This is a genomic window from Streptomyces sp. QH1-20, assembly GCF_041283565.1.
Classification (GTDB): domain Bacteria; phylum Actinomycetota; class Actinomycetes; order Streptomycetales; family Streptomycetaceae; genus Streptomyces; species Streptomyces syringius.
Map to the genome: position 1 here is coordinate 8,041,462 of NZ_CP166299.1, position 23,629 is coordinate 8,065,090.

The 23,629-nt window shown below is 72.2% G+C and carries 16 protein-coding genes; 6 read left to right on the top strand and 10 right to left on the bottom strand.

Annotated features, from left to right (window positions below):
• Positions 1-112: 112 nt before the first annotated feature.
• Together AB8O64_RS35305 and AB8O64_RS35310 are read left to right on the top strand one after the other, a co-directional pair.
• Complete coding sequence (locus tag AB8O64_RS35305) at positions 113-1,339, top strand: hypothetical protein (RefSeq protein ID WP_370423743.1); 1,227 nt, start codon at positions 113-115, stop codon at positions 1,337-1,339.
• A gap of 130 nt (positions 1,340-1,469) precedes the next feature.
• Complete coding sequence (locus AB8O64_RS35310; RefSeq protein WP_370423744.1) at positions 1,470-1,793, top strand: hypothetical protein; 324 nt, start codon at positions 1,470-1,472, stop codon at positions 1,791-1,793.
• Between the two features lie 99 nt (positions 1,794-1,892).
• On the opposite strand, the gene AB8O64_RS35315 is transcribed toward AB8O64_RS35310, so the two are convergent.
• From AB8O64_RS35315 to AB8O64_RS35330, 4 genes are all read right to left on the bottom strand, one after another.
• The gene (locus AB8O64_RS35315) at positions 1,893-2,366 is read right to left on the bottom strand and encodes a hypothetical protein (protein WP_370423745.1); all 474 of its coding nucleotides are present in this window, start codon (positions 2,364-2,366) and stop codon (positions 1,893-1,895) included.
• Between the two features lie 146 nt (positions 2,367-2,512).
• Entirely contained in the window at positions 2,513-3,109 is a 597-nt protein-coding gene (locus tag AB8O64_RS35320; protein ID WP_370423746.1) for an RNA polymerase sigma factor, read from the bottom strand.
• A 302-nt stretch (positions 3,110-3,411) separates the two neighbouring features.
• Complete coding sequence (locus tag AB8O64_RS35325; protein WP_370423747.1) at positions 3,412-3,858, bottom strand: hypothetical protein; 447 nt, start codon at positions 3,856-3,858, stop codon at positions 3,412-3,414.
• Between the two features lie 112 nt (positions 3,859-3,970).
• A complete protein-coding gene (locus AB8O64_RS35330; protein ID WP_370417001.1) occupies positions 3,971-5,425 on the bottom strand; it encodes a glyceraldehyde-3-phosphate dehydrogenase in 1,455 nt (484 codons plus the stop codon).
• Between the two features lie 1,076 nt (positions 5,426-6,501).
• Here AB8O64_RS35330 and AB8O64_RS35335 point away from each other — a divergent pair.
• Positions 6,502-7,980: a hypothetical protein gene (locus tag AB8O64_RS35335; protein ID WP_370417000.1), complete on the top strand. Its 1,479-nt coding sequence runs from the start codon at positions 6,502-6,504 to the stop codon at positions 7,978-7,980.
• A 423-nt stretch (positions 7,981-8,403) separates the two neighbouring features.
• On the opposite strand, the gene AB8O64_RS35340 is transcribed toward AB8O64_RS35335, so the two are convergent.
• Complete coding sequence (locus AB8O64_RS35340) at positions 8,404-8,925, bottom strand: HAD domain-containing protein (protein WP_370416999.1); 522 nt, start codon at positions 8,923-8,925, stop codon at positions 8,404-8,406.
• 569 nt (positions 8,926-9,494) lie between these two features.
• On the opposite strand from AB8O64_RS35340, the gene AB8O64_RS35345 reads away from it, so the two are divergent.
• Positions 9,495-10,691, top strand: coding sequence for an aromatic acid exporter family protein (locus AB8O64_RS35345; RefSeq protein WP_370416998.1), 1,197 nt, complete (start codon positions 9,495-9,497; stop codon positions 10,689-10,691).
• A gap of 109 nt (positions 10,692-10,800) precedes the next feature.
• Here AB8O64_RS35345 and AB8O64_RS35350 read toward each other — a convergent pair whose 3' ends face one another.
• Positions 10,801-11,352: a DUF5709 domain-containing protein gene (locus AB8O64_RS35350; RefSeq protein ID WP_370416997.1), complete on the bottom strand. Its 552-nt coding sequence runs from the start codon at positions 11,350-11,352 to the stop codon at positions 10,801-10,803.
• Positions 11,353-11,819: 467 nt separating this feature from the next.
• Positions 11,820-11,945 carry a hypothetical protein gene (locus tag AB8O64_RS35355; RefSeq protein ID WP_370416996.1) on the bottom strand — a complete coding sequence of 42 codons (126 nt, stop codon included), beginning with the start codon at positions 11,943-11,945 and terminating at the stop codon, positions 11,820-11,822.
• Positions 11,946-12,300: 355 nt separating this feature from the next.
• On the opposite strand from AB8O64_RS35355, the gene AB8O64_RS35360 reads away from it, so the two are divergent.
• Complete coding sequence (locus tag AB8O64_RS35360) at positions 12,301-13,185, top strand: SDR family oxidoreductase (protein WP_370416995.1); 885 nt, start codon at positions 12,301-12,303, stop codon at positions 13,183-13,185.
• Positions 13,186-13,495: 310 nt separating this feature from the next.
• Positions 13,496-14,260 (top strand): alpha/beta fold hydrolase, encoded by a 765-nt coding sequence (locus tag AB8O64_RS35365; RefSeq protein WP_370416994.1) that lies wholly within the window; start codon positions 13,496-13,498, stop codon positions 14,258-14,260.
• Between the two features lie 185 nt (positions 14,261-14,445).
• Here AB8O64_RS35365 and AB8O64_RS35370 read toward each other — a convergent pair whose 3' ends face one another.
• The 3 genes from AB8O64_RS35370 to AB8O64_RS35380 all read right to left on the bottom strand — a co-directional run bounded on the left by AB8O64_RS35370 (position 14,446) and on the right by AB8O64_RS35380 (position 23,409).
• Positions 14,446-14,859 carry a nuclear transport factor 2 family protein gene (locus AB8O64_RS35370; RefSeq protein ID WP_370416993.1) on the bottom strand — a complete coding sequence of 138 codons (414 nt, stop codon included), beginning with the start codon at positions 14,857-14,859 and terminating at the stop codon, positions 14,446-14,448.
• 69 nt (positions 14,860-14,928) lie between these two features.
• Entirely contained in the window at positions 14,929-16,098 is a 1,170-nt protein-coding gene (locus tag AB8O64_RS35375; RefSeq protein WP_370416992.1) for an FAD-dependent monooxygenase, read from the bottom strand.
• Between the two features lie 3 nt (positions 16,099-16,101).
• Positions 16,102-23,409 (bottom strand): amino acid adenylation domain-containing protein, encoded by a 7,308-nt coding sequence (locus AB8O64_RS35380; protein WP_370423748.1) that lies wholly within the window; start codon positions 23,407-23,409, stop codon positions 16,102-16,104.
• Positions 23,410-23,629: the final 220 nt, after the last annotated feature.

Sequence of the window (23,629 nt, forward strand, 5' to 3'; positions counted from 1 at the left end):
CCAACCCTCTGTGCTGGATTGCCCGGAACGCGTTTGCGGGCTGGGGGACAGCACTTCGGGCCTCGGAAAATGCCTGGTGCAGGGTGCTGTGCGTCGGGCAGTCTTCGTCACGATGAGCGACGAAACAGCGAACGACCGGGCGTACGTGCCCGTGGGCTCGCTCCAGGGACTGCTGCAAAGAGGTCGAGGGCTGGGCGCACTGCTGGCATCCGAGGATCCGGCGAACGCTGCCGATACGGTGCATGACTGCGTCCGGCACGACTGGCGGTGGGACTCGGTGGACGATCGCCACCTTTACCTGGCGCGCCTGTACCAAGAACTGGCACTGCCGCCGGCTACGTTGGCCGGACTGCTGGCGGGCGACGAGGACGACTGCGAGCGGGCCACCCGCGTACTGGAGCTGCTGGCATTGTCGGGTTCGACCGAAGCCCGAGAAATCCTGCGGGGAGACATCGGAGAAGGCGAACACTGGGTGGACGTCCTTGAGTCAGTGGCGGACGTCTGGCCAGTCGAATGGTGGGACGACCTCGCCGACATCGCGCGTGTCCGGCTGACCGGAGAGGAACGACTGCTTCAGGGCTCCAAACCCTGGGCGCGCTGGGCCACAGGAGCTCCCACCACCGTTGCCCACCCTCCGAGGCTCCACGCCATCGAGGGCGGTTCGACCGGGCGCCGTCTGCTTTCCATCCTCGCGGATACCGATTCGACCGACGGTGCGAAGGCCCAAGCCCTGCGCACTTTGGCGGGTCGCCCACCGGAGCCAGGCCTGCTGCCCTTGGTAGCCGGACTCGGAACGGCGGACGGCGAACGGCCCTTGCCTTGGCTCACGCGTGCGGTCGAGCGACTCGGCGTCCTCGCCGTGCCGGAGGCGCGCGAATGGGCAGCGGCCGAGCGGCCCTGGTTGTCCTGGACCGGAATCGTGGTCCTGGCCGACCACGGTGACACCCAGGACATCCCGGCACTCGTACAGGAACTCACCACCCACGAAGAGACACATCGGTGGTGCGGCCCCGACCGAGTGGCCACCGGCTTGGCACGGTTCGGCCAGGCAGCAGCGGACGCAGCGCCCATACTGCGCCGGTTCTGGCTGCGCACCCCGCACTCTCACGAGCGGCCGGCCTACCTCAAGGCACTGGCGGCCATCGAACCGGTCGGCCTCGACCAGGCCTACACCGAGTCCCTCTGGGACTGCGAGACGAACGCCCGCCTTCTCGGTGTCACCTCAGCTCCCGACCTGCCGCACGTCCGGCAGAGGCTCACCCAACTACGCGACGACCCGATGGAAGAGCACGAAGTCAGGGCGGCTGCCGAAGCCCGCCTGGCGAAGGGCGGACGCTGATGTCCGGAGAATCGTCTTCGCGAAGCAACGCCCGGGCGGAGGGGCCGTGCCGGCCGCGGCGACGCCCTGACACATGCCACCCCGGTGACGATTCCCTGGCGACCTGATATTTGAGCTGCTGGAGTCACTGATGCCGGAGCTGAACCGATCGCCTCGCATGCTTCCCGACGAGCGGAACAACCGGGATGCCGACCGTCTTCACGCGGCTGACCGCCTCGAAGCCCTCGAACGCCGGATCGACGGTGGCTACATGGCCGCGAGTGGACTGTCCGGCATCGCAGGGCTGGGGTCGGTGTGCCTGGCTGCGTACGACTACGTGTGGCTGCACGACGGGCCGATGGCAACTGCTGGTGTCGCGCTTGCTGGAGTCCTGCTGAGCGCGGCCAGTTGGTGCGGGAAGAAGGCAGCCAAGCGCAGGGCACGCCGCACCGGCCGGGGGCATCGTCGCGCCTGATGTGTTGTGGGTTCAGGCATCTTTCGATGCCTGAACCCACTGGCACGACCAGGCCCCGTGCGCCTCGGGGGCGCCGCCTTGCCTCAGCCCAGTACATACCTAGTGGAGGATGGCGGGAACAACAGCCACAACAGTTGATACCACCACCGCGGTAGCAGCGGACGCAGCGATACCGCCGTTCTCCTTGGGCCGCCGCTCAGGACGCCCCGCCCGGCTTTGCCTGCACAACCGCAGCAGTTCACTGCCGAGGAAAGCCAGCAGGACGAGTGTGACGCCGGCGATCCGCACCCACACCACGTCGGCTCCCGTTGCCGCCATGGCACCCAGCGCGGCAAAGGCGAGAGATACCAGCCGTCCAGCCGTGCCATCCACAAAAGGGTCGGTGCCATCAAGAGATGCACTGCTGGCCGAGCTACCGAGCGGGCGGGCGCCGTCGTCCGACACCTTTTCCTCACCCACCGCTTTCTGGAGTTCGCCGCGCGCGAGAATGACTGCCTTGCGCTCAGCCCACTCCCCGTCACCTCCGGCGTCAGCGGCGACGGTCTCTGCGTCGACCGCCTTGAGCACCGACATGAAGTCGTCGTACCCGTCTCGGTTTTGTTCCCTCATTGATCTCCTCCTGGATCAGCCCCCGAGAGCCCGGTAAGGCCCGCCCCGTGATCACGAAACCGTTCTCCTCCTTGTGATCGCGAGACGCATCCGACCCGGCTGACCAGCACCTACTCTTGGCGGTGAGCTCGCAGTCGTGTCCTGGCCTTGGACACTGCGGTCCTGATGGCGCCCGCAGACGGGGCACCGAGGAGGTCAGCGGCCTCCTCTCCGGTGAGACGCCAGATCTCGCACATCAAGAACGCGTCCCGGTCCCGTTTGACGGGGACGACCTCCTTGAGGATCTTCATCGCCTCGCGGGCCTGGGCCGAGTTCTCGGCCAGGAGTTCCACGTCCTCATCGGACGGCCGATCCCAATCGGTGAAGTCCGTCAACAGCTCGGGGCGCCGATGTCTCACCCTGATCAGGTCCACGTACTTGTTACGGGCCGTGGTCAGGGCGTACGCCGTCGCACTCGCCGATTCAAGAGGCGGCCTCCTCCTCCAGGCCGCGAAGACACTCTCCTGCGTCACCTCTTCGGTGTCCGCCACGCTCACACCCCGGGAACGCAGATACCGCCACACCCGGGAGTAGATGCTTCTGAGAGCCTCGTCCGAAAGGAGCGAAGACGTCTCCTCGCCAAGCGCCGGCGGCACCTGGGCCGGGATGAAGGGGCGAACGAGGCGGGGCTGTTCGCCCTCCGGCTCGGGTACCAATCGTGCTGCCATACCTTGCCTCCTGGACTGCACCGGATCAGAAGGGTGGTGCTTCCGGCCTTGCAAGGGGGAGTCGTTCACAGCGCAGCGAGTGTCAGCGGAATCCCGGGCGGCTTCCGTGATTCAGATGTTCCTACAGTGCTGAGTGCGTGGGACGGCGAACAGCCGGGCAGCTTTGGGCAGGACGCTGGAGATCACGTGCGATGCGGCCAGGGGGAGTCCTGAGCCCGCTTCCGGGCTGTAGCGCGCCTGCCGTTGGTGCCTGCGCACCCGGGGGGGCGCGCCCAAGTCCTGGGCTCAAGGCCTGCTGGCCATCAGTCCCACGCGTTGAAGAGCGTTGCGCCGAGAGTCGTCGGCCGCCAGTACTTGATCTGGCGCCACTCCGTGGCGGACAGGGCGGAGGTGTCCGAATCAGCCAGCGGCGACAGAAGCTGTGCCGCGCTCAGGACGACAAAGTTGCCGTCGCTGAGGGCAGTGGCCCAGGCGGGGGGTTCCTGGAATTCGTCGGTGTACCAGAAGCACCGGTCGGCGGCGAAGGCAATCAGCCGGTAGTGGGCGTGGAACAGCCCGGTGTACGTGCCGCTCCGAGTCTTGATCGTGGCACTGTGGAAGTTGTGCGGGTACTTCTGCTCCGTGAAGTCCGTGACCTCCCCGCCTGCGGCACGGGCTGCGGAGTACCAGGCGGTACGGCACGCCTTGGGATCGATATGCGGAAGCGGCGGGTCGCTCCGGTCGAGGAAGCCCGTTACGCCTCTCTCCAAACGGAAGGTGGCTGCCTGTGAACCGTCCACCTTTACCCCGGGGTGGAGAGGGGGCTGGTGGGTGGGTTTGGGGGGTGCCCCGTTGGTGTGTGGGCGCCCCCCGGTGTGGGTGTTATTGGGTGGGGGTGGGGTAGGTGGGGTGTTCGATTCCGGTGATGTGTTGGATGACGCGGATGACTTGGCAGGAGTAGCCGTATTCGTTGTCGTACCAGAGGTAGAGGATGGCGTTGTCGCCGTCGATTTTGGTGGCGCCGGCGTCGATGATGGAGGCGTGGCGTGAGCCGATGAAGTCGCTGGAGACGGCGTCGGGGGCGGTGGTGAAGTCGATTTGGCGTTTGAGGGGGGAGGTGAGGGAGATGTTGCGGAGGTGGTCGAGGACTTCTTCGCGGGTGGTTTCGCGGCCGAGTCGGAGGCTGAGGATGGCGATGGAGACGTCGGGGACGGGGACGCGGATGGAGCTGCCGGTGATGGGGGCTTTGAGGTCGGGGAGGGCTTTGGCGACGGCGGAGGCGGCGCCGGTTTCGGTGATGACCATGTTGAGTGGTGCGGAGCGGCCGCGGCGGTCGGCGCTGTGGTAGTTGTCGAGGAGGTTTTGGTCGTTGGTGAAGGAGTGGACGGTTTCGACGTGTCCGCGCAGGACGCCGTATTCGTCGGCCATGGCTTTGAGGGGCGGGACGATGGCGTTGGTGGTGCAGGAGGCGCAGGAGAGGATCTGCTCGTCGGGTTTGACGGTGTGGTGGTTGACGCCGTGGACGATGTTGGGGATGTCGCCCTTGCCGGGTGCGGTCAGGACGACTTTGTCGATGCCGGGGCGCAGGTGTTGGGAGAGGCCTTGGCGGTCGCGCCATTTGCCGGTGTTGTCGATGAGGACGGCGTTGTTGATGCCGTATGTCGTGTAGTCGATCTCGGAGGGGTCGCCGGCGTGGATGACGGTGATCTCGTTGCCGTTGGCGATGATTTTGTTGTGGGTCTCGTCGACGGTGATGGTGCCCTGGAACTGGCCGTGGATGGAGTCGCGGCGCAGGAGTGAGGCGCGTTTGACGAGGTCGTCGGCGGCGCGGCCGTTGCCGGGGCGGACGACGATGGCGCGCAGGCGCAGGCCGTTGCCGGAGCCGGCTTTCTCGATGAGGAGGCGGGCGACGAGGCGGCCGATGCGGCCGAAGCCGTAGAGGACGACGTCGCGGGGCTCGGGGCGTTCGGTTTTCGCGGTGCCGGTGGCGCCGGCGACGGCGCGGGCGGTGAAGTCCTGGACGGAGAGGCCTTCGTCGTTGCTCTTGTAGGTGGCGGCGAGCATGCCGATGTCGATCTGGGAGGGGCCGAGATCGAGTGTGGTCAGTGCCTGGAGGAAGGGCAGGGTCTCGGTGACCGAGAGTTCTCCGCCGGCTATCTGGCGGGCGAACCGGTGGGTTTTGAGGATGCTGATGACCGATTTGTTCACCAGGGAGCGGCTGTGGAGCAGGACGGTGACGTCCTGTTCCCGGTGCAGCTTCCCGATGATCGGGATCATCGATTCCGCGATCTCCTCGCGGTTCTTCCAGTTAGTGAACGCGTCGTCATTGACAGTCACAGGTCCATCTTTCGAGCTAGGCGGCGCTCATATGCTAACCCGCCGGTGTGGTGGTCCTTCAGGCGGAGCCCCCGGGCAGGGGGGCCGTGACCAGGCCCGCAGCCCCGCTCGACGGGCACCGCCCCGCCCGCCCGGTGGCACCGGCGCCGTTTTGTGCCCGGCGGCGGCCGGCGGTGGGCCGGTGGCCGCCCGGTGGCGGGCCGGTGGTGGGTAGGCATGCCTGAGCCCGTCTTCCCGCACGGGAACGTGGCCGCGAACGGGAGTGTGAACGGGGGCGTGGCCCCGAGAGCGAACGCGAGTGCGGCCTTGAACGGGCACGGAACGTGAACGTGAACCCGCAATGCGGGGCTGCCCGGCGGTGTGGTCCTGATCAACGGAGTCTTTTGTGTTGTGCCGGGGTCGTGCCGGGTTTCTGCGGGTCTTTTCTGCGTTGCCGGTGTTCATGGTGAGGGTCACGCTCGCGGGGGGCGGGTGGGGGTGCCGATGCCGGGCGGCGCGGAGGCGGCAGCCCCTCACACTCTCCGGGCCGGGTGCCGCCGGGGGAGAAGGGGTACCGGGCCTTCGGGTGGTCGCCCCCCGGGGGTGAGCCAAACCGGTCCCCGCCTCTTCCGCCGCCGCTCAGCCGCCCCGCCCCCTGGGCGTCCCGGCCTCCCGGGGTGCGCCTGCCCGGTCCACGCCTCCTTCGCTGCCCGGAGCGCCCTTCGCCGCCGGGCCGGGTGGCCGCCCCCCCCCGGGGGGCACGCCTGCCCGGTCCCTGCTTCCACCGCCTACGCTCGCCGGCCTCGGCTCCCGGCCGGGAGGCTGCTGGGGCGTGTCCGCCCGGTCCCCGCCTCCGCTCTACAGTCCCTGCCCCGGGGTCGGGTGGCTGCTGGGGTTTGCTTCGGAGCCGGGCCGGGGTGGATGCCCGGTGTGTTCGCGTACGGAAGCCGCCGGATGGTGCCCAAGTGTGCCCGGGTTCACGGGACTTGCCGGTGGCCGGGGGCTGTGGTGGTGGTGTGCCGGGGGCGGGGATACTCCCCCCCCCGGGGGGGCAGGGTGCTGTCCGGGGTGTGTTGGGCTCGTGGTGGGGGGTCGGGATGACGGACACGGACGTGATCAAGGGCGGCGGTGTGAGTGTCGCTGCCGCGTTGCGGGCGCCGCTGCGGGGGCTGTCGCGGGTGTGGGGGCGGGGTGCGGAGGGGGTGGCGATCCCTTGCCAGGAGCACGTCGCGGGAGGCGTGTTCGTAGTCGTTTTCCTGTCGGTGGTGGAGATCGCGGTGGTCGATGTCCTGCTGTCGGCGCCCTGGGCGCGGGTGGCAGCCCTGCTCACGGGGCTGGTGGTGGCGTATGTGACGGCGGGGTTCGCTGTGGCGCTGGCCGCCTGTCCGCACCGGCTGGCGGCCGGGACACTGACCGTCTCCTACGGTGCCGCTTTCCGCGCGGAGGTCCCGCTGGGCCTGGTGGGGGAGGTGGCCGAGCGGCGGGTGATGACCGGCCAGAGCCGTACCGCGGAGCTCAGTGACGGGGTGCTGTCGGTGCCGGTGATGTCGGCCACCAACGTGGTCCTCCGGCTGCGCCGCCCGGCCCTCCTCGAGGCGGGCCGGGCGAGTGGGACCGTACGGGAGATCCGTATCCACGCCGCCGACCCCGGCGCGGCGGTACGGGCCGTGCGCGGCGCCCTGGCGGCCGGCCCCGAACCGCCCCCGGCCCCCACCGCGGGGGAAAAGCCGTCCGGCGGGCGGGGGGCCCGCCGGGTGCGGTGGCTGCGCCGGGGCCGGTGGGCGGGGCTGTCGGTGCTGCTGGCCGAGATCGTGCTGGTGGCCGCCGGTGCGCTGGACTGGCGGATCGCGGCCGGGGTCCTGGCCGTCACCGAGGGCACGCTGGCCGTCCTGGGCCTGGTCTTCGGCGCCGCCCTCGTCCGCGGGTACCGGCAGCTGCGCGGGGACGGTTCCGGGCGCCGGGCCGCTCTGGGCGGTGCGTTCTTCTCCCTCGTGCCCCCGCCGGTCGCCCAGGCCGTGCGCCAGGAGCTGTCGGTATGGGGCATCCTCGCGCGGGCCGTGACCTTCCGAACGGAGCCAGGGCCCGGGGAGCTACCGCTGGGCCGGTCGCCCGGGCCCGGCCGGGCCCCGGCCGCCGGGGCGGTGGTCCTGGCCGCGGGTGCGGCGGGGCTGCCGGCCTGGCTCGGCACGGCCCCCCTCGTCCTGGCCGGGGCCCTGGTGCTGCTGTACGCGGCGGCGGCGGCCGCGGCCTGGGCGGTGGCCGGGCGGGTGCGCCCGCACGGTGTGCGCGCCGGGTGTGTTGTGCTGCGCTGGGGGCTGCACCACACGGTGGAGATCCCGCTCGCGGCGGTGGAGCGGTCCGGGGTCGCGGACTGGGCGGGGCAGCGCTCGTCCGAATCCCGCTTCGTCCTGCCCGGCAGGGCCGCCGGTGCCCTCGTCCTCCACCTCGGCTCCCCGGTGGAAGTCCCCGCCCGGATGGGGGCGTTACGGCCCGTCACGGCCATCACGGTTCCCCTGCACGACGCCGCCGCGGCCCGCACCACCCTCCTGGACCACCCCGCAGGAGATCCCCGGTGAACCCGGTCAACTCGGTGAAGGCCCGCGAAGCCCGGGTGAAGGCCCGGGGGCCTCGCGGGCCGTTCCGGCACCCGTAAGCACCCCCCGCCCGCACGCCCCCCGCACGCGGGCCGAGCCGGTGCCCGTCACCGTCACCGTCGGGCGAAGCGGACTGACTCCACCGCCTGGGCCCCGATCGCGGCGACCGGCCCCACCATGCCCACCAGGGCTGACGGGATCACCGGGCCCACCAGGCCCACCGACAGCGGGCGGGATCACCCGGGTGACGCGGTGACCGTCTCACCTTCCCCGGCACGGCCATCGAGACCGGTACCGGCTCCTACCCCCCGCCGCACCCGGGCGCGAACCGAGAGCCCGCCGAGCCCTCTCCGTGCATGCCGCGGGGTCTTTCCCGCGGTCTCTTCACCGTCTCCGGCCGGGTGTTCAGAGCTGCTGTCGCAGCCACGCGTCGAGAGCCGTGTAGTCGCTGTCGGTCAGGCCGTGGCGGGGATCGAGACGATGGAGCAGGGCGTGTCCTTGGTGGTGGGCGGCGACCCAGGCCCGGTCGGTGTCGGTGACCTCGTCGTCGACCCAGACGAACGGGCGTCCCGCAGCCCGTTCGACCAGTGTGCGGGTCTTCCAGTGCAGTCCGTTCCGCTCGTCCTGGTCATCGATGCCGGAGGGCCCCGGCCAGATCACCACGTCCAGTTGCGGCAGACCGATGCGGGGGGCGATGCACTCGTTCGCGTCAGCCATCCATGTCGTCGCCCAGACCACCTCGCACGGCAGTGCCGCCAGCCGCGGCCCGTGCCCGGGATCGATCCTGTTCAGGAGCGGATTCGTACCGGCACCCAGCGGTTGGGGACCCGTCGCATAGGTCGGATACGGCCGGGATGCCGCGCCGAAGGGGATGAGTGGCCCGTCGACATCGAGAAACAACAAGGAACACCGCGCAGAGCCAGTCACGGGAGCCACGATAGCGACAGATCCCGCCGGACCGCCTCGATGCCCGCGCCCCTGCACCCCCCCGTCGCCCCGTCCGCTGCTCTTCCCCGGGAACATCCGCGGGCCCGGGATCCGCAACTGCTGCTCACGGCGTCGAGGTGCAGCCAGGGGCATGCCGAGTGTGTCCAGGTGCGTGATGCGGTCCTCGCCCCTGGTGTTGCGGGCGCGGAAGCGCCCCACAATGATCCATGCGGGGCGCGTGCCCCGGGTGGCGGACCGGGAAACGGCAACGGCCGCCCCCCGGCCGGCCCATCCACCCCGGGGGGCACCACGGTGCTCCGCCCCCCGGCTGGCCCATCCACCCCGGGGGGCATCACGGTGCTCCGCCCCCGGGCACCGCGACCGGCCCGTTGCGGGGTGCGGGTTGCGGGTGCCGCGTTTTGGCGGCGCGCCGGGCGGGGCCGGCCGCTGTCCCTCGTCACCCCCTGTCACCCGTTGTTATGCCTCGTCATGTGCGTCGTTCCTTGTCGCTGGCAGCCCGGTGGTCCGGGGAGGGGCATGGAAGTCCGCCGGTGTGGCAGGGGATCGTCATGAGGCACGCTGCGGGAGGGAAGGTATGTGCGGAGGCGGCCGGGGTCGCACGGTCGGTGCGGCGGGCCTGGCAGGGGCCGGGCCGGGAGCGGGACCTGGTGGTCCTGGCGCTCAAAGCGACACTCGCGGCGGTCCTGGCGTGGTCGGTGGCCGCCTGGCTGTTGCGTAACACCCTTGCCCTGATGGCGCCGTGGGTGGCGCTGGTGCTGGTGCGGACCACGGTCTACCGGTCGGTGGCCTGGGCCGTCCAGCAGACGCTGGCCATCGCGCTGGGGACCGTCGTGGCGACGGCCGGTGCGATGGCCTTGGGCCGGCCGGTCGCGGCGATGCTCCTCGTCCTGCCGGTGATGCTGCTGATCGGCAACTGGCAGCACTTCGGCGAGCAGGGCATCGCCGGGGCGACGTCCGCTCTGTTCACTCTGGCGGGCGGTGAGTGGTCGGCGGGCATCGCGGCCGACCGGGTCCTGGCGGCGTTCCTGGGCGCGGGGGTGGGCGTGGTGGTCAACGCCCTGGTCCTGCCGCCGGTGTACCTGCGCAGCGTCCACGAAGCCGCGGGCGGTGTGGTGCGCGAGTGCTGCGCGATCCTCGAGGCGGTCGCGGACGGGCTGAAGGGACCGTGGCGGTACGAGCAGGCGGTGCGGTGGCAGGAACGGGCCCGCCGGCTGCCCGGGCTGCTGCGTGGCCTGCGCTCGGCGGTGGAGTGGGCCGAGGAGAGCACCCGCCTGAACCCCGAGCGCCGTCGCCGCGCCCGGCCGAACGGGCCCGTGCCCCTGGGGGAGGAGACCCTGCGCACCCTGGAGGACGTGGCAGACCACCTGCAGGGCCTGACACGGGTCCTGGCCGAGGCGGCGGCGGACTCCTCGGCGGCGCGTTGCGTGCGGCACACCGACGTCACCCGCCCGTACGCGGACTTCCTGCACGGGGTGGGCCAGGCCCTCACCGCCTACGGCCGCACGGTGACCGGTGAGGACACCCAGGACGCCCGCCGGGAGCTGGAGCGGACGCTGCGGCAGGTGGAGGCCGCCCACGAGGACTTGCGGGCCCGCCTGGCCGAACGGCCGGTCCTGGGGCCGGCCGCGATGGAGCTGTCCGGTTCCCTGCTGGCCGAGGCCCGCCGGCTGACCCGCCGCCTGCGCCCCGGGCAGACACGGGGCGGGACGGATGCCTCCGCGGGGAGCGGACCGCCGGCCCGCTGAGCGCCCCCACGCGCCTCCCGGCAGCGGTCGCGGTGACGCACCCGGGGGAGCGCGGGGCACCGGGGGAGGGCGGGCCGGGGGGCGCGCAGGGCCACCCACCCACCGGGCCTCAGGTCCCCCTCGTCCCGCCGGCGTCGTCCCCCTCCTGCTCCCCTCCCTGCCTTCCGCCCTGCTTCCCCTGTTCTCCCTCCTGCTCTGTCGGCCGTTCCCCGGGGCCGGGGGTGATGTGCAGGGCGGCCTCCTCCGCGGACGCGGCCCCGCCGTCGGTGCCGACGTCCCTGGCGACCATGTCGTTCGCGTGGCGCGGGAGCCCGTCGTCGGCTGCCACGAGCCGCCCGGCCCGGGCGTCGCCGGCCTCCTCCTCCAAAGCCTCGCCGTCGGTGTCCACCTGGTCGCCGATGCCGTCGCCCTCGGGTGGTGCGATGTCGGGCTCCTCCTCGGCCAGGCGCTGCTCCAGGCTCTCGCCCTCCCGCTGTTCCCGCGCTGTCGTGCCGTGATGCTCCGCGGCCAGGGGTTTCTCCGGCGGCGAGTAGCCCTCGTCGAGGGTCTCGTCGAGCCCGTCCCCCTCCAGCGCGTTCTCCAGGTCGAGACCGTCGGGGCGGTCCCGGGTGCCCGAGCGGTCCGGCTGGTAGACCTCGTCACCCATCGCGTCGTCGGACATCAGGTGCTCTCCTTCATCCATCGGCCGGACAGCCGGGTGCCTGTCCATCGTGGAGCGGCCCGTGACGTCCAGCCGCCCCGGCGGTGCGTACAGGTGAGCCCCGCCGTCCCCGGCCCCCGCCCGGTGACCCGCCCCGTGGGTCCGAGGACCCCTCACGGCTGTACTCCCTGTGCTCTGGGGGATGACCACCCGTCTTCAGGGGCCCGAACAGCCGGCCGCCTCGGTTTTCGCTCTCCTGCCCGCGCCCGCGTGCACGGCTTCCCGGGGGCGGAACCGTGTTCCTGCGGAGTCCCCGCGGACGAGCCGCCGGTGGTGCCGGGTGCAGTGGCCTCATCCCGGTGAGCCGGGCAGACGGGGTGCGACCAGGCCCGGGGCACGCCTGACCGGGGCGGTGCGGCGGGGCGTAGCCGTCTCTTCGCCATCCTGTGCGCCCGGCCGGCCCCCGCTCGCCCCCACCACCCCACCCCTCACCCCAGGCGGGCGAACTCGCCCGAGGCGAGGCCGTCACCACCGCCGCCGACGCCACAGCCGGCCAGATCCAGCGCACCACGGGCTCGCACCAGGCACGCCGCCTGCCGGTCATCGATGCCCACCGCCTGGCGGGTGTGGTCGCCCTGGCCGAGCCGTCCGGGCCCTGCCCGACCGTCAGGCCGGCGACCTGCTCCAAGCCCTGTCCACCGACTGACCCCCAAGGCGGCGTCCCGAAACAGCGGAAAGAAGGGGGACTGTACCCCTGGCGGCTGTGCTCGGGCCGCAGCAGGCGGTCCGCACACACAGCCCCGCCGGCACCGCAGCCCAACCGCCCAACCGCCCAACCGTCCGGCAGCCCGGCAGCCCGGCATGGGAAAAAGGCTCTGCGAAAAACTCCTGGACCGTCCGGATGGCGTGCGGCACCCGGACCGTCTGTACGGCCCGGCCCGGGGTATGCGGCTGAGGGAGGTGATCGTTGTGACGCAGGAGAACCGGGACAACCCGGCAGAGCGCTACCCGCGGCCTGAGTTCCCCGACCAGGAACAGACACCGCCCGGGCACACCGGCCGGATGGATCCCCGCCCGGACCACGGTGAGGACACCTACCGGGGCAGCGGCCGGCTGGAGGGCCGCCGGGCCGTCATCACCGGTGGCGACTCGGGTATCGGACGGGCGGTGGCGCTGGCGTTCGCCCGGGAAGGCGCGGATGTGCTGTTCACGCATCTGCCCGAGGAGAAGGAGGACGCCCACGAGACCTGCGCCCTCGTCGAGGCCGCAGGGCGCCGGGCGACGGCCCTGTCCTGCGACCTGCGTGAAGAGGAAGAGTGCCGCCGGGTGGTGGACCACGCGGTACGGGAGTTCGGGCGCATCGATGTGCTGGTGAACAACGCGGCCTACCAGATGGCCCAGCCCGACGGCCTCGAGGCGATCAGCACAGAACAGTTCGACCGGGTGCTGCGCACCAATCTCTATGCGATGTTCTGGCTCTGCAAAGCGTCCCTGCCGCACATTCCCGCAGGCGGGAGCATCATCAACACGACCTCTGTGCAGGCCTACAAACCCAGTCCTCACCTCTTGGACTACGCCATGACGAAGGGGGCGATCGTCACCTTCACCCAGGGGCTGGCCGGCCAGCTTGCCGAACGGGGCATCCGCGTCAACGCCGTGGCTCCCGGCCCGGTATGGACTCCCCTTATCCCCGCCACTCTCCCGGACACGGCTGGCTTCGGGAAACAGAGTCCCCTGGGGCGCGCGGCCCAGCCGGCCGAGATGGCACCCGCCTACGTCTTCCTCGCCTCGCAAGAAGCGAGTTACATCACCGCCGAAATCGTCAACGCCACCGGTGGTATCCCCCTTCCCTGACCCGGTATCCGCCCGAACCGCACCCAGCCGAGGAGTGTGCCCCCGGGCGGGTGGCAGCTCTCGCGGACCGCACCCCCGGGGCCCCTCCGCCCCGGGCTGAGCGCAGCACTCGGCAGGGTGTGGTGGCGGGGTATGCGGACGACAGCCTCACCAGTCTGCGGAAAGTCCTCCGGGCGGGCGGCACGCGGGACGGAGATGACTCCGGGCGCGCTGAACCGACCAGCCCGCGGGGGCGCCCGGTCCGGGCGGGGGCTGCGGCGGGTGCTGGTCGGCCCGGGAGGTGTCAGTGCCGTCTCCTACGATCCGCACCATGCGTGGATTCTTCATGGTGGGTGGCCGGAGACTGTCGTATCTGGACTTCGGGGGTCCCGGCAGGCCGCTGCTGGCCCTGCACGGGCATTACAACGAAGCGTCGGCGTTTGCTCCGTTGGCTGCGGCGCTGGCTCCGCGGTGGAGAGTGATCGCGCTCGATCAGCGCGGGCATGGGGAGTCCGACCGTGCTCACCGTTACGAGCGGGCGGAGTACGTAGCCGATGTGGCGGCCTTTCACCGGCATCTGGGGGCCGGCCCGGTGCCGGTGCTGGGCCATTCGCTGGGCGGGGTGAACGCCTACCAGTTCGCGGCCCGGCACGCGGACAAGGTCAGCGCGCTGATCGTCGAGGACATCGGTGCGGTCGTGGACTGCGACTGGTCGTTCACCACACGTCTTCCCGGCGTCGCGCCGTCCCAAGAGGCCCTGGCCGCGGCTCTGGGGGAGGCGGCGCCCTATCTGGAGTGTTCCTTCCGTCAGACAGACCAGGGCTGGGGCTTCTCCTTCGGCATCGCTGACACCGTGGCGTCTCAGAAGGCACTCAACGGGGATCACTGGGATGACTGGATGTCGGTGACCTGCCCCACGCTGCTGGTCCATGGAACCCACAGCGACGAGCTGACGGCCCATCACGCCCAGGACATGGTCACCCGCCGGGCCGGCCGTATCCGTCGCGTCGAGCTGCCCGCCGGTCACGTCGTGCACCACGACGTCCCGGACCGCTTCGCCGAAGCCGTCGCCGCCTTCCTCTCCAGGCCGTGCTGACGTCGGACTTCAGACCAGGCGGCGGATGCCGCCCGGGCCGCCGCGCCGGACCGTTCCCGCCGCGCCGGACCGTTCCACCCGGGTCACGGCACCGGCCGGCGGAGCCGGGACGCCTCACCATGGACGCCCCGGCCGACAAGGCCCGAGGAGGGGGAACACGCCAGGACCCGCCCCCCGGGGCCCGCCTACCCGCCCTGTCCGAACAGGGTCGCGGCGAAGTACTGCGTGTCGAAGTACTCCCGCATGCTCACGATCCTTCCGTCACGGACCGTGAACTGCGCGCTGATATCGATCGCGTACGGGGTGCCGTGCACGGTCCGCGAGCGGGTGACGCACTCGACCGACACCTGGTCGCCCTCGGCGAGGACGTGCGAGACCTCCACCGAGTAGGAGGCCTCCGGGTCGAACAGCGCCCCCATGGGGGTGAAGAACTTCTCGGCGATCTCGTCCAGGCCGCGGAAGGTCCCGGCCAGCGGGTGGCTGCCGGGTATGCGGTAGACGGCGTCAGCCGCGATGAGCTCGGGGATCGCCTGCACGTCACGGGTGCGCAGGGCCTGGAGGTAACGGGTGACGACGGTGCGTGCGTCGGGCTGGGTCATGCCTGCTCCCTGGTCGTATCCGGATGTCTCGGCCGCACGGCCTGCAACGGCCCGTACGGGCTGCGGGGCTCAACTGCCCAGCAGCTGCGGGGTCAGGGCCCGCTGGAAGGGGGCGAAGAGCACGGACTGCGGAGCGCGGCGCAGGTACGCGTCGCGGACGGCACACAGCACCGGGTTCTCCACCTGCTCGAAGCCGGCGAACTTACGGGAGGTCTCGACCATGAACCGGGTGCGTTCCCGGCGCGTGTTCTCATACGCCCGCAGCGCCGCGACGGGGTCGCTGTGCGAGGCCAGGCACTGGGCCAGCACCACGGCGTCCTCGATGGCGGTGCTCCCGCCCTGGCCCAGGCTCGGCAGCATCGGGTGCGCCGCGTCGCCCAGCAGGGTCACCGGGCCGTCGCCCCACTGCTCCAGGAAGGGCCGGTCCAGCGCCGGCACGGCGACGATGTCCTCGACGGGCGTGGTGCGCACGGCGTGGCGGACCTCGTCGGCCCAGCCGGCGTAGGCGCGGACGATCTGGTCCTTGTCGCCGTTCCAGGCGCGGGCGGCGTGGGCGGGCATGTTGATGGTGCCCCACCAGTAGGCGCGGCCGTGGCCCACGTCGTGGATGCCGAACCGCTTGCCGACCCCCCAGTAGTGGCCGTTGAACCCCTTGGTCATGCGCGGGTGTTCGTAGGGCGTCACGGCCAGCCAGCACAGGAAGCCGCCGTAGCGCGGCCGCCCGTCGCCCGTGCGCTGGCGCCGCACGACGGAGTTGATGCCGTCCGCGCCGATGAGGATGTCACCGGTGGCTTCGCTGCCGTCCTCGAAGCGCACCCGCACCCCCTCGGGCGTCTTCTCGTAGCCGGTGGCCGCGGCGCCCGTGCGGACCGGCACCTCGCCCATGCCCTCCAGCAGGGCCGCGTGGAGGTCGCCCCGGTACATGGCCACGCTCGGTGCGCCGAGCCGGTCGCCCTCGGACTCGATCGGCAGCGACCGCAGGGTCCGCCCCTGGCCGGTCATGATCTCGGTGTGCGCGATGGTCTGCCCGCGCGCCTCCAGGCCGAGGTCGATGCCCAGCACGCGCAGGGCGGCGACGGCGTTGCTCACGACGGATATGCCGAATCCGGCGGGCCGCAGCTCGCTCGCGCGCTCAAAGACCTCCACCTCGACGCCCACGCGCCGCAGGGCGACGGCGGTCGCGAGCCCGCCGATGCCGGCTCCGACGACGATCGCCCGGGTACGGGTGTGCAGGGACATGGTTCAGTGTCCTTTCGGGGTGGAACGGGTGGGGCGGGTGAGGGACGGCGGTGCGGTGACCGTGCCGGTCAGGTCCGCGATGGCCTGGGCCACGTCCGCCACGTGCGGCTCTTCCATGATCGTAAGGTGGTCGCCGGGGACGGGCACGACGTGCACCGTGCCGGTGGTCACCTCGCGCCATCCGTTGGCCGGGTCGGTGTAGCGGGTGCCGGCGGCGCCGTGCATCGACCGCAGGACCTCCGGCAGCGGCTCGCTCGCCCGCAGCAGGACGATGTCCTGCTCGGCCGGTTCCGGCCGGTGGTCCACGGTCGCACGCCAGTTGGCGGCGTAGACCGTGAAGAGCCTGCGGACCAGGGCGTCGGCGCCGTCGGCGGGCAGGACGCCCTCACGGACGGCCAGGCCGGCGATGAAGGAGAACTTCTCGTCCAGCGTGGTGAGCTCCTCGGGGACGACGGCCAGGGGTGAGGAGCCCCCGCGGCGCAGCCAGAGCAGTTCCCAGAAGAACCAGCCCAGCAGCGCCTCGTCGGTGTAGGCGCCGCGCCGCGCGTCGGGGCCGACCGCGACCGTGTCCAGCAGGATGACCCGCGCCGTCTCCTCGCCGGCCGCCCGCAGCTGCCGGGCCATCTCGAAGGCGACGAAGCCGCCGAAGGACCAGCCGCCGATCAGGTACGGGCCCGTCGGCTGGACGCGGCGCATGGCCGCGATGTACGAGGCGGCGATCTCGGGCAGGGTCCGCAGCGGTTCGGTGCCGGGCTCGGCGCCGGCCGCCTGGAAGGCGTACAGCGGCTGGTCGTCGGGCAGGTGCCGGCCCAGCGGCAGGTAGCACAGGACGTTGCCGCCCATGGGGTGGGTCAGGAACAGCGGCCGCCGGCTGCCGCTCGTGCGGATCGGCACCAGCGGGTCGAAGGCCGCGGCCGCGTGGCCGGCGCGCAGCAGGTCGGCGAGCGCGGCCACCGTCGGTGCGGCGATGAACCGGGAGAGCCCGATCGCGACGTCGTAGCGCTGCTCGATGAGGACGACGAGCCGCATCACGGTGATCGAGGTGGCGCCGCGGGCGAAGATGTCGTCGTGGATCCCGACGGGGCCGCCTCCCAGCAGGTCGGCGAGCATCTCCACCAGCGCCCGCTCGTAGGCGTCCCTGGGCGGGGTGCCGCCGCGGGAGCCGGCCTGGGACAGCGCCACGGTGCGCAGCGCTGTGTCGTCCCGTTTGCCGGAGGGTGTCAGCGGCAGTGCGGGCAGCCACTCCCAGTGGGTGGGGACCATGAAGTCCGGCAGCACGGTGCGCAGTTCGGTGCGCAGCAGGCGGGTGTCGGTGCGGTCGGCGTCGCCGACGAGGAAGGCGACCAGGGTGGTCTGTCCGCCGGTGTCCTTGCGTGCCACCACCGCGGCCTCCCGCACGTGCGCCCCCTTCTGGCGTGCGGCCAGCTCCGTCAGGGCGAGTTCGGCCTCGGCGGGCTCCACCCGGTAGCCGCGGACCTTCACCTGGGTGTCCGCGCGGCCGGCGTAGTGCAGGGTGCCGTCGGGCAGGACCAGGGCGAGGTCGCCGGTCCGGTAGAGCCGGTGCTCCCCCCGGTGGCCGGCCGGCCGCACGAACCGCTCGGCGGTCAGTGCCGGATCGCCGAGGTAGCCGTCGGCGAGCACCGCACCGCCCAGGTACAGCTCGCCCTTGACACCGGCCGGCACGGGGCGGCCCCGCTGGTCCAGGACGTGCACCTCGGCGCCCTCGACGGGGGTGCCGATCGGGGCGAGCAGCGGGAAGGAGGCCGGGGGACCGGTCATGGTGTGGCGGGTGACGACGTGCGACTCGGTCGGCCCGTACTGGTTCTCCAGGACCGCCTCCGGCAGCGCGGCCAGGAGCGCGCGGATCTCGTCGGTCACCCGCAGCTGCTCGCCGGAGGAGATGATGATCCGCAGCCGCCGCGGGACGATGCCGAGCGCGGCGGACGCCTCGGCCAGCTGTTGCAGCGCGACGTAGGGCAGGAAGACGCGTTCGACCTCTTCCCGGTCGAGCAGCCGCAGCAGTGCGGCCATGTCGCGCCGTTCGTCCTCGGTGACCAGGCGCAGGGTGCCGCCGCAGCAGAGCGTGGAGTAGATCTCCTGGAAGGAGACGTCGAAGCTCAGCGGCGCGTACTGGGCCGTCGTGCGGCCGGGCGCCGCCGAGGCGCCGCGGATCTGCCAGCCGATGAGGGCGGCCAGTGAGCGGTGCGGCATCGCCACGCCCTTGGGCCGGCCGGTGGAGCCGGAGGTGAACAGGACGTAGGCGCCGCCGGCCGGGTCGATCGCCGGCAGCACCTCCTGCGCGGTCCGGGCGTCCGGCGCGTCCAGCAGCGACTCGGCGTCCAGCAGCAGGCCCGGGTCCGGCACGAGGGCCGCGTCCGCCGCCCGGGCGATGATCCGGACGGGACGGGCCTGGTCGACCATGGCGGCGAGCCGCGCCGCCGGATAGGCGGGGTCCAGCGGCACGCACACGGCACCGGCCTTGGCGATGCCGAGGACGGCGGCGATCGTCTCCCGCGAGCGGCCCGTGGCGAGGCCGATGCGGTCCCCGGGGCGGGTGCCGAGCGCGAGCAACCGCCGGGCCACCCGCTCCGCCCTCTCGCGCAGATCACGGTAGGTCCATGCACCCTCGCCCTCACTGTCGCCGGGGCCGGCGGAGACGGCGATGGCGCCGGGCGTGCGGTCGGCCTGCCGGTCGAAGAGACTCACCACATCCTGCGTGGCCGCCGGGCCCGACGAGGGCCGCGGCGCGGCCGCGAGGAAGGCGAAGTCCACCCCCTCCTCGGGCCGGGTGACGATCCGGCGCAGCACCGCGGTGAAGGTCCGGGCGAACAGCCCGGCCTGGGAAGCCGTGATGCCCTGGCCGCCGCCGTCGACCCGCAGCCCCATACGCCCGTCGACCGGGTCGGTGAAGGCGTTGACGAGCAGCTGGAAGTCGGTCTCCTCCCGCGTCGTGAAGGACTCCAGCCGCAGACCGGGCAGGCGCAGCACCTGCGCCAGGACGTGGAAGTGCACGTAGTTGAACGCCGTGTGCAGCACCGGGCCGCCGTGGTCCTCCTGGATGGCGCTCAGCGGGTACCGCCGGTGGGCATGGGCCTCGCGCTCCTGCCGGAACAGCTCCCTCACCACCTCCAGCCAGCTGCCCGGCGCCTGGGCGCGGGCATCACCCACCCGGACGGGAAGGGTGTTGAGGAACAGGCCGGCCATCCGCTCGGCGTCCTCACGCTCGGGACGTCCGTGGGTGATGAGCCCGGTGGTGAACTCCTCGAGCCCGGAGAACAGGCGCAGGGTCAGGCAGTGCGCGGCCAGCAGGACCGACTTCACCGGCAGGGCGTGCTGCCGCGCCAGGGCCCGGACCTCCTGTGCGAGATCGTCGGGGAAGACGGCCTGGTGCACCACATGGCCGCCCCCGCGCGGCGCTTCGGCCGGGGCGAAGCCGTCCAGGCGCAGCACCTCGGCACCCTCCAGCGTGCGCCGCCAGTGCTCCCGCGCCGCGGGGTCGGCCTGCGCCGCCCGCTCCTCGCGCACGTGATGGGCGGGGCCCGGCGGCGGCGCGTCCGCCACCGGGCCGATGGCCGCCCCCAACATGTGCTGGTAGTCCTGGAGGAGCTCGCGCAGCAGGTTGGCGACACTGCCGCCGTCGAGCAGGGCGTGGTGGAAGCTGAACACCAGCTCCACCGCCCCCTCGCACACATGCGCACGGAAGAGATACAGAGGAGCCCGCGCGAAGTCGTAGCGGGTAAAGCGCCGTTCCTCCACATGCGCCCCGATCGCCGCCTCGACGGCCTCCGGCGTGCTGCCCCGCAGATCGACGACCTCGAGGCCGCCCGGTGCGCTCGCGTGCACGATCTGCAGCGGCTCGGAGAACCCACCGAGATCGAAGGAGGAACGCAGAGCCGCATGGCGGGCGGTGAGCCGGTCGAAAGCACGCCGGAACCGCTCCTCGTCCCACACCATCGCCAGCCGGTAGCGGAAGACGTCGTGGTAGACGGCGGAGTGCTCCTCGCGGCGGCTGTGGTAGACGAGCCCGATCTGCAGCCGGCTCATGGGGAACGCGTCCACGGCGCCCTCCAGCCGCCCCCGGTCCACGTCAGGGACCAGCGCGAACGGCGCCAGCGCACTGTCCTCCACCGCCGGCCCGGACGTCTGCGCCACGTGCGCGGCGAGCCCGGCCACGGTCGGGTGGCGCATGAGGTCGTCCAGAGTGAAGCGCAGCCCCCGCCGCTCCGCCAGCGCCCGGACGCGCAGCATCAGCAGCGAATCACCCCCCAGGGCGTAATAGTTGTCGTGCGCCCCCACCCGCTCCACACCCAGCACCTCGGCCCAGACGGCGGCGAGCGCCTTCTCCCCGGCCGTGCACGGCGCCGCACCCGGAGCCTGCGCCTCCACGGCGCCCGGCGCCGGCAGCAGACGCCGCTCCAGCTTCCCGTTCGGCGACAGCGGCAGCCGCTCCAGCCGCACGAACCGGACCGGGATCATGAACTCCGGCAGATGACCCGCCAGTTGCCCGCGCATCCGGACCTCGTCCAGGTCCCGCCCGTCCTCGGCGACGTAGTAACCGACCAGGTACGTGCCGCGCCCCTCGGAGACATGGTCGGCCACCGCGGCCTCGCGCACCCCCGGCACACGGGCCAGCGCGTCCTGGACCTCACCCAGCTCCACCCGGTTGCCACGGACCTTCACCTGACCGTCGATGCGCCCGAGGTACTCCAAAGTGCCGTCGGCCAGCCAGCGGGCCAGATCACCCGTGCGGTACAGCCGGCCGCCCAGCACCCAGGGATCGGCGACGAACTTCTCCCGCGTCAGCTCGGCCCGGTTCAGATAACCGCGGGCCACCTGGACACCGGCGATGCACAGCTCACCCGGCACGCCCACCGGCGCCGGCGCCCCGTCCGGCCCCAAGACGTACAGCTCCGTGTTGTCGATCGGCCGCCCGATGGGCACCCGCCCGGCCGCCGCCCCCGGCTCGCACTCGTACACCGAGACATCGACCGCCGCCTCCGTCGGCCCGTACAGATTGACCAGCCGCGGCGCCCGGCCGCCGGCCGGCGCGAAGACCCGGTGGAACTGCTCGACGCGCCCCGGCGGCAACGCCTCACCGCTGCAGAACACATAACGCAGCGACCCGACCTCCGCCAGCCGCTGTGGCGCCTGCTCCAGCAGATCCAGGAACGGCCCCAGCATGGACGGCACGAAATGCAGCACACTGACACCGCGCTCCGCGACGGTGCGCAGCATCAGCTCCGGGTCCTTCTCCCCGCCGGGCGGCAGCAGGGCGACAGCGGCACCCTCGATCGCCCACCAGAACAGCTCCCACACCGACACATCGAAGGACACGGGCGTCTTCTGCAGCAGCACATCACCGGCGCCGATCGGGTAGGCGCGCTGCATCCAGGCCAGCCGGTTGACCACCGACCGGTGCTCGACCATCACCCCCTTGGGCTGCCCGGTCGAGCCCGACGTGTAGATCACATAGGCCAGGTCCCGCGCCGAGGCAGCAGCCCCCGCCGGGCCATCCGCACCGGGCGCACCGTCCGGTCCGTTCAGCAGCTCCTCCACCGGGCACAGGAGCACCCCCTCCGGCAGGGGCACCGCCGGCACCGGGGCGTCCGTCACCACAGCCTTCGCACCACTGTCCGCCAGCACGAAGCCGGTCCGCCGCGCCGGATGACCGGGGTCCACCGGCACATACGCGCCCCCCGCCCGCAGGATGCCCAGGATCGCCGGCAGCAGGTGCGCCCCGCGCGCCATCAGCACGGCCACCCGGTCACCCGGCCCCACACCGCGGGCACGCAGCGCCGCGGCGATCCGGCGGGAGCCGGCCTCCAGTTCCGCATAGCTCACCGCACCCTGCCCGCCCGGCAGGAACACCGCCGGCCGCCCGGGCACCAGGGCCGCCCGCGCCTCGAACAGCGCAGGCAGCGTGGCATCCTCGGCGAACGCCACGCGCGGCCCCCGGGCAAAACGCCGCAGCCGCTCCCGCTCCGCCCCGCCCGCCAGGGGCAGCTCGGCCGCCGGCCGCTCCGGCTTGTCCAGGCCGTGCCTGATCAGCGACATCAGGTGCTCGACGAGCGAGGTGACGGGCAGGTCCTCATCGAAGACGTCCGTGGCGTAGTTGAGGGCGACGCTCAGCTCGGACGTGCCCCGCGTGCCGACCACGTAGACCGCCAGCGCCTCCTGGTCGTGCGGCGGCGCGAAGTGCATCGGCCCGCTGCGCCCGACGCCCTCCGCCAGCGCCTTGACCGGCTTGAGCGACATGAAGGACAGCGTGACGTCGTAGAGCCTGCGCTCCGATCCGCCGGCCGCCGGCAGCTCGCGCAGCAGCTCCCCGTAGGGCAGCCGCTGGTGTTCCTGGAGCAGGGCCAGGGAGTTCTGCACCTGCGCCGCCACGGCCGCCAGCGGCCGCCCACCGGGGACCTCGACGCGCAGCGGCAGGGTGTTGGCGTACTGCGCCACCGTGGAGAGCTCCGCGCGCGTACGGCGGTTGAGCAGCGGCGTGCCGAGCACGGCCTGGGAGGTGCGGTGGACGCGCGCCAGCCAGGTGCCCAGCGCGGCCGCGAGGAACGCGAACGGCGAGCCGCCGCCGTCCTTGATGCGCTCCACCACCTCGCCGGGCACGGTGAAGGTGTGCCGGCCGAAGGCGGGCACCGCCTGCGGCTCGTGCCGCCGGGCGAAGAAACTCGGCTCCGTCCGCGCCAGTTCACCGCGGTGGAAGGCCCGGTCCGCCTCGCACTGCGGCGAGGCGAAGTAGTCACCCCGCCCGGCGACGGCCTCCAGCGCCGACGGCGCCACCTCCCGGCCCTTCGCGGCCCCTGCGCGGACCCGGCGCGCGTACTCCTCCGTCGCCTCGGTGTGCACGAGGTCCATGGCCCGCCCGTCGGCGACCAGATGGTGCGTCTGGATCAGCAGGTGGACGGCCGCATCGCTCTCCCGCAGCAGCGCGACCTTGAACAGCGGCCCGCCGCCCAGGTCGAACGGCGTCCGCAGGACCCTCTCGCGCCAGTCCAGGCACGCGGCCCGGGGATCCGGCGCGGACGACAGGTCGACGACCTCGACGGGCGGTGTGCCGTCCGCCACCAGGGCGTCGGCGAGCCACTGGCGCGGAACGCCGTCCCTCTCGCCGAAGCGCAGCCGGAAGGCGTCGTGCCGCTCCAGGGTCAGGGTCAGGCAGTCGCGGAGCAGGAAGACGTCCACGGCACCCGTGAACTCCTCGACGATGGTGGCATTGAACTGCGGACTCTTCGGTGCGCGCGTGGCGGCCAGCCAGATGTCACGCTGATACGGCGACAGCGGAACGCTTTGCTGCGTGGGCAGCCGAGAACTCCCGGTGTTGATGAGCTTTTCCCTTTCCCGGAAACCGTGCTGTGGGCAGCCGGACACACGCCCTCGACGGGGCGTGGCGGCGGAGGGCGGGGCCGGGCGCTGTCACTCAGCGCGTCGAACAGACCGGTAACGGTCCGCAGTGATCCAGCCGATGTGCCCATGGACGCGAGATCGACGGCCGGAACGGCCCCAACTGCGGCGGTGGCACCAA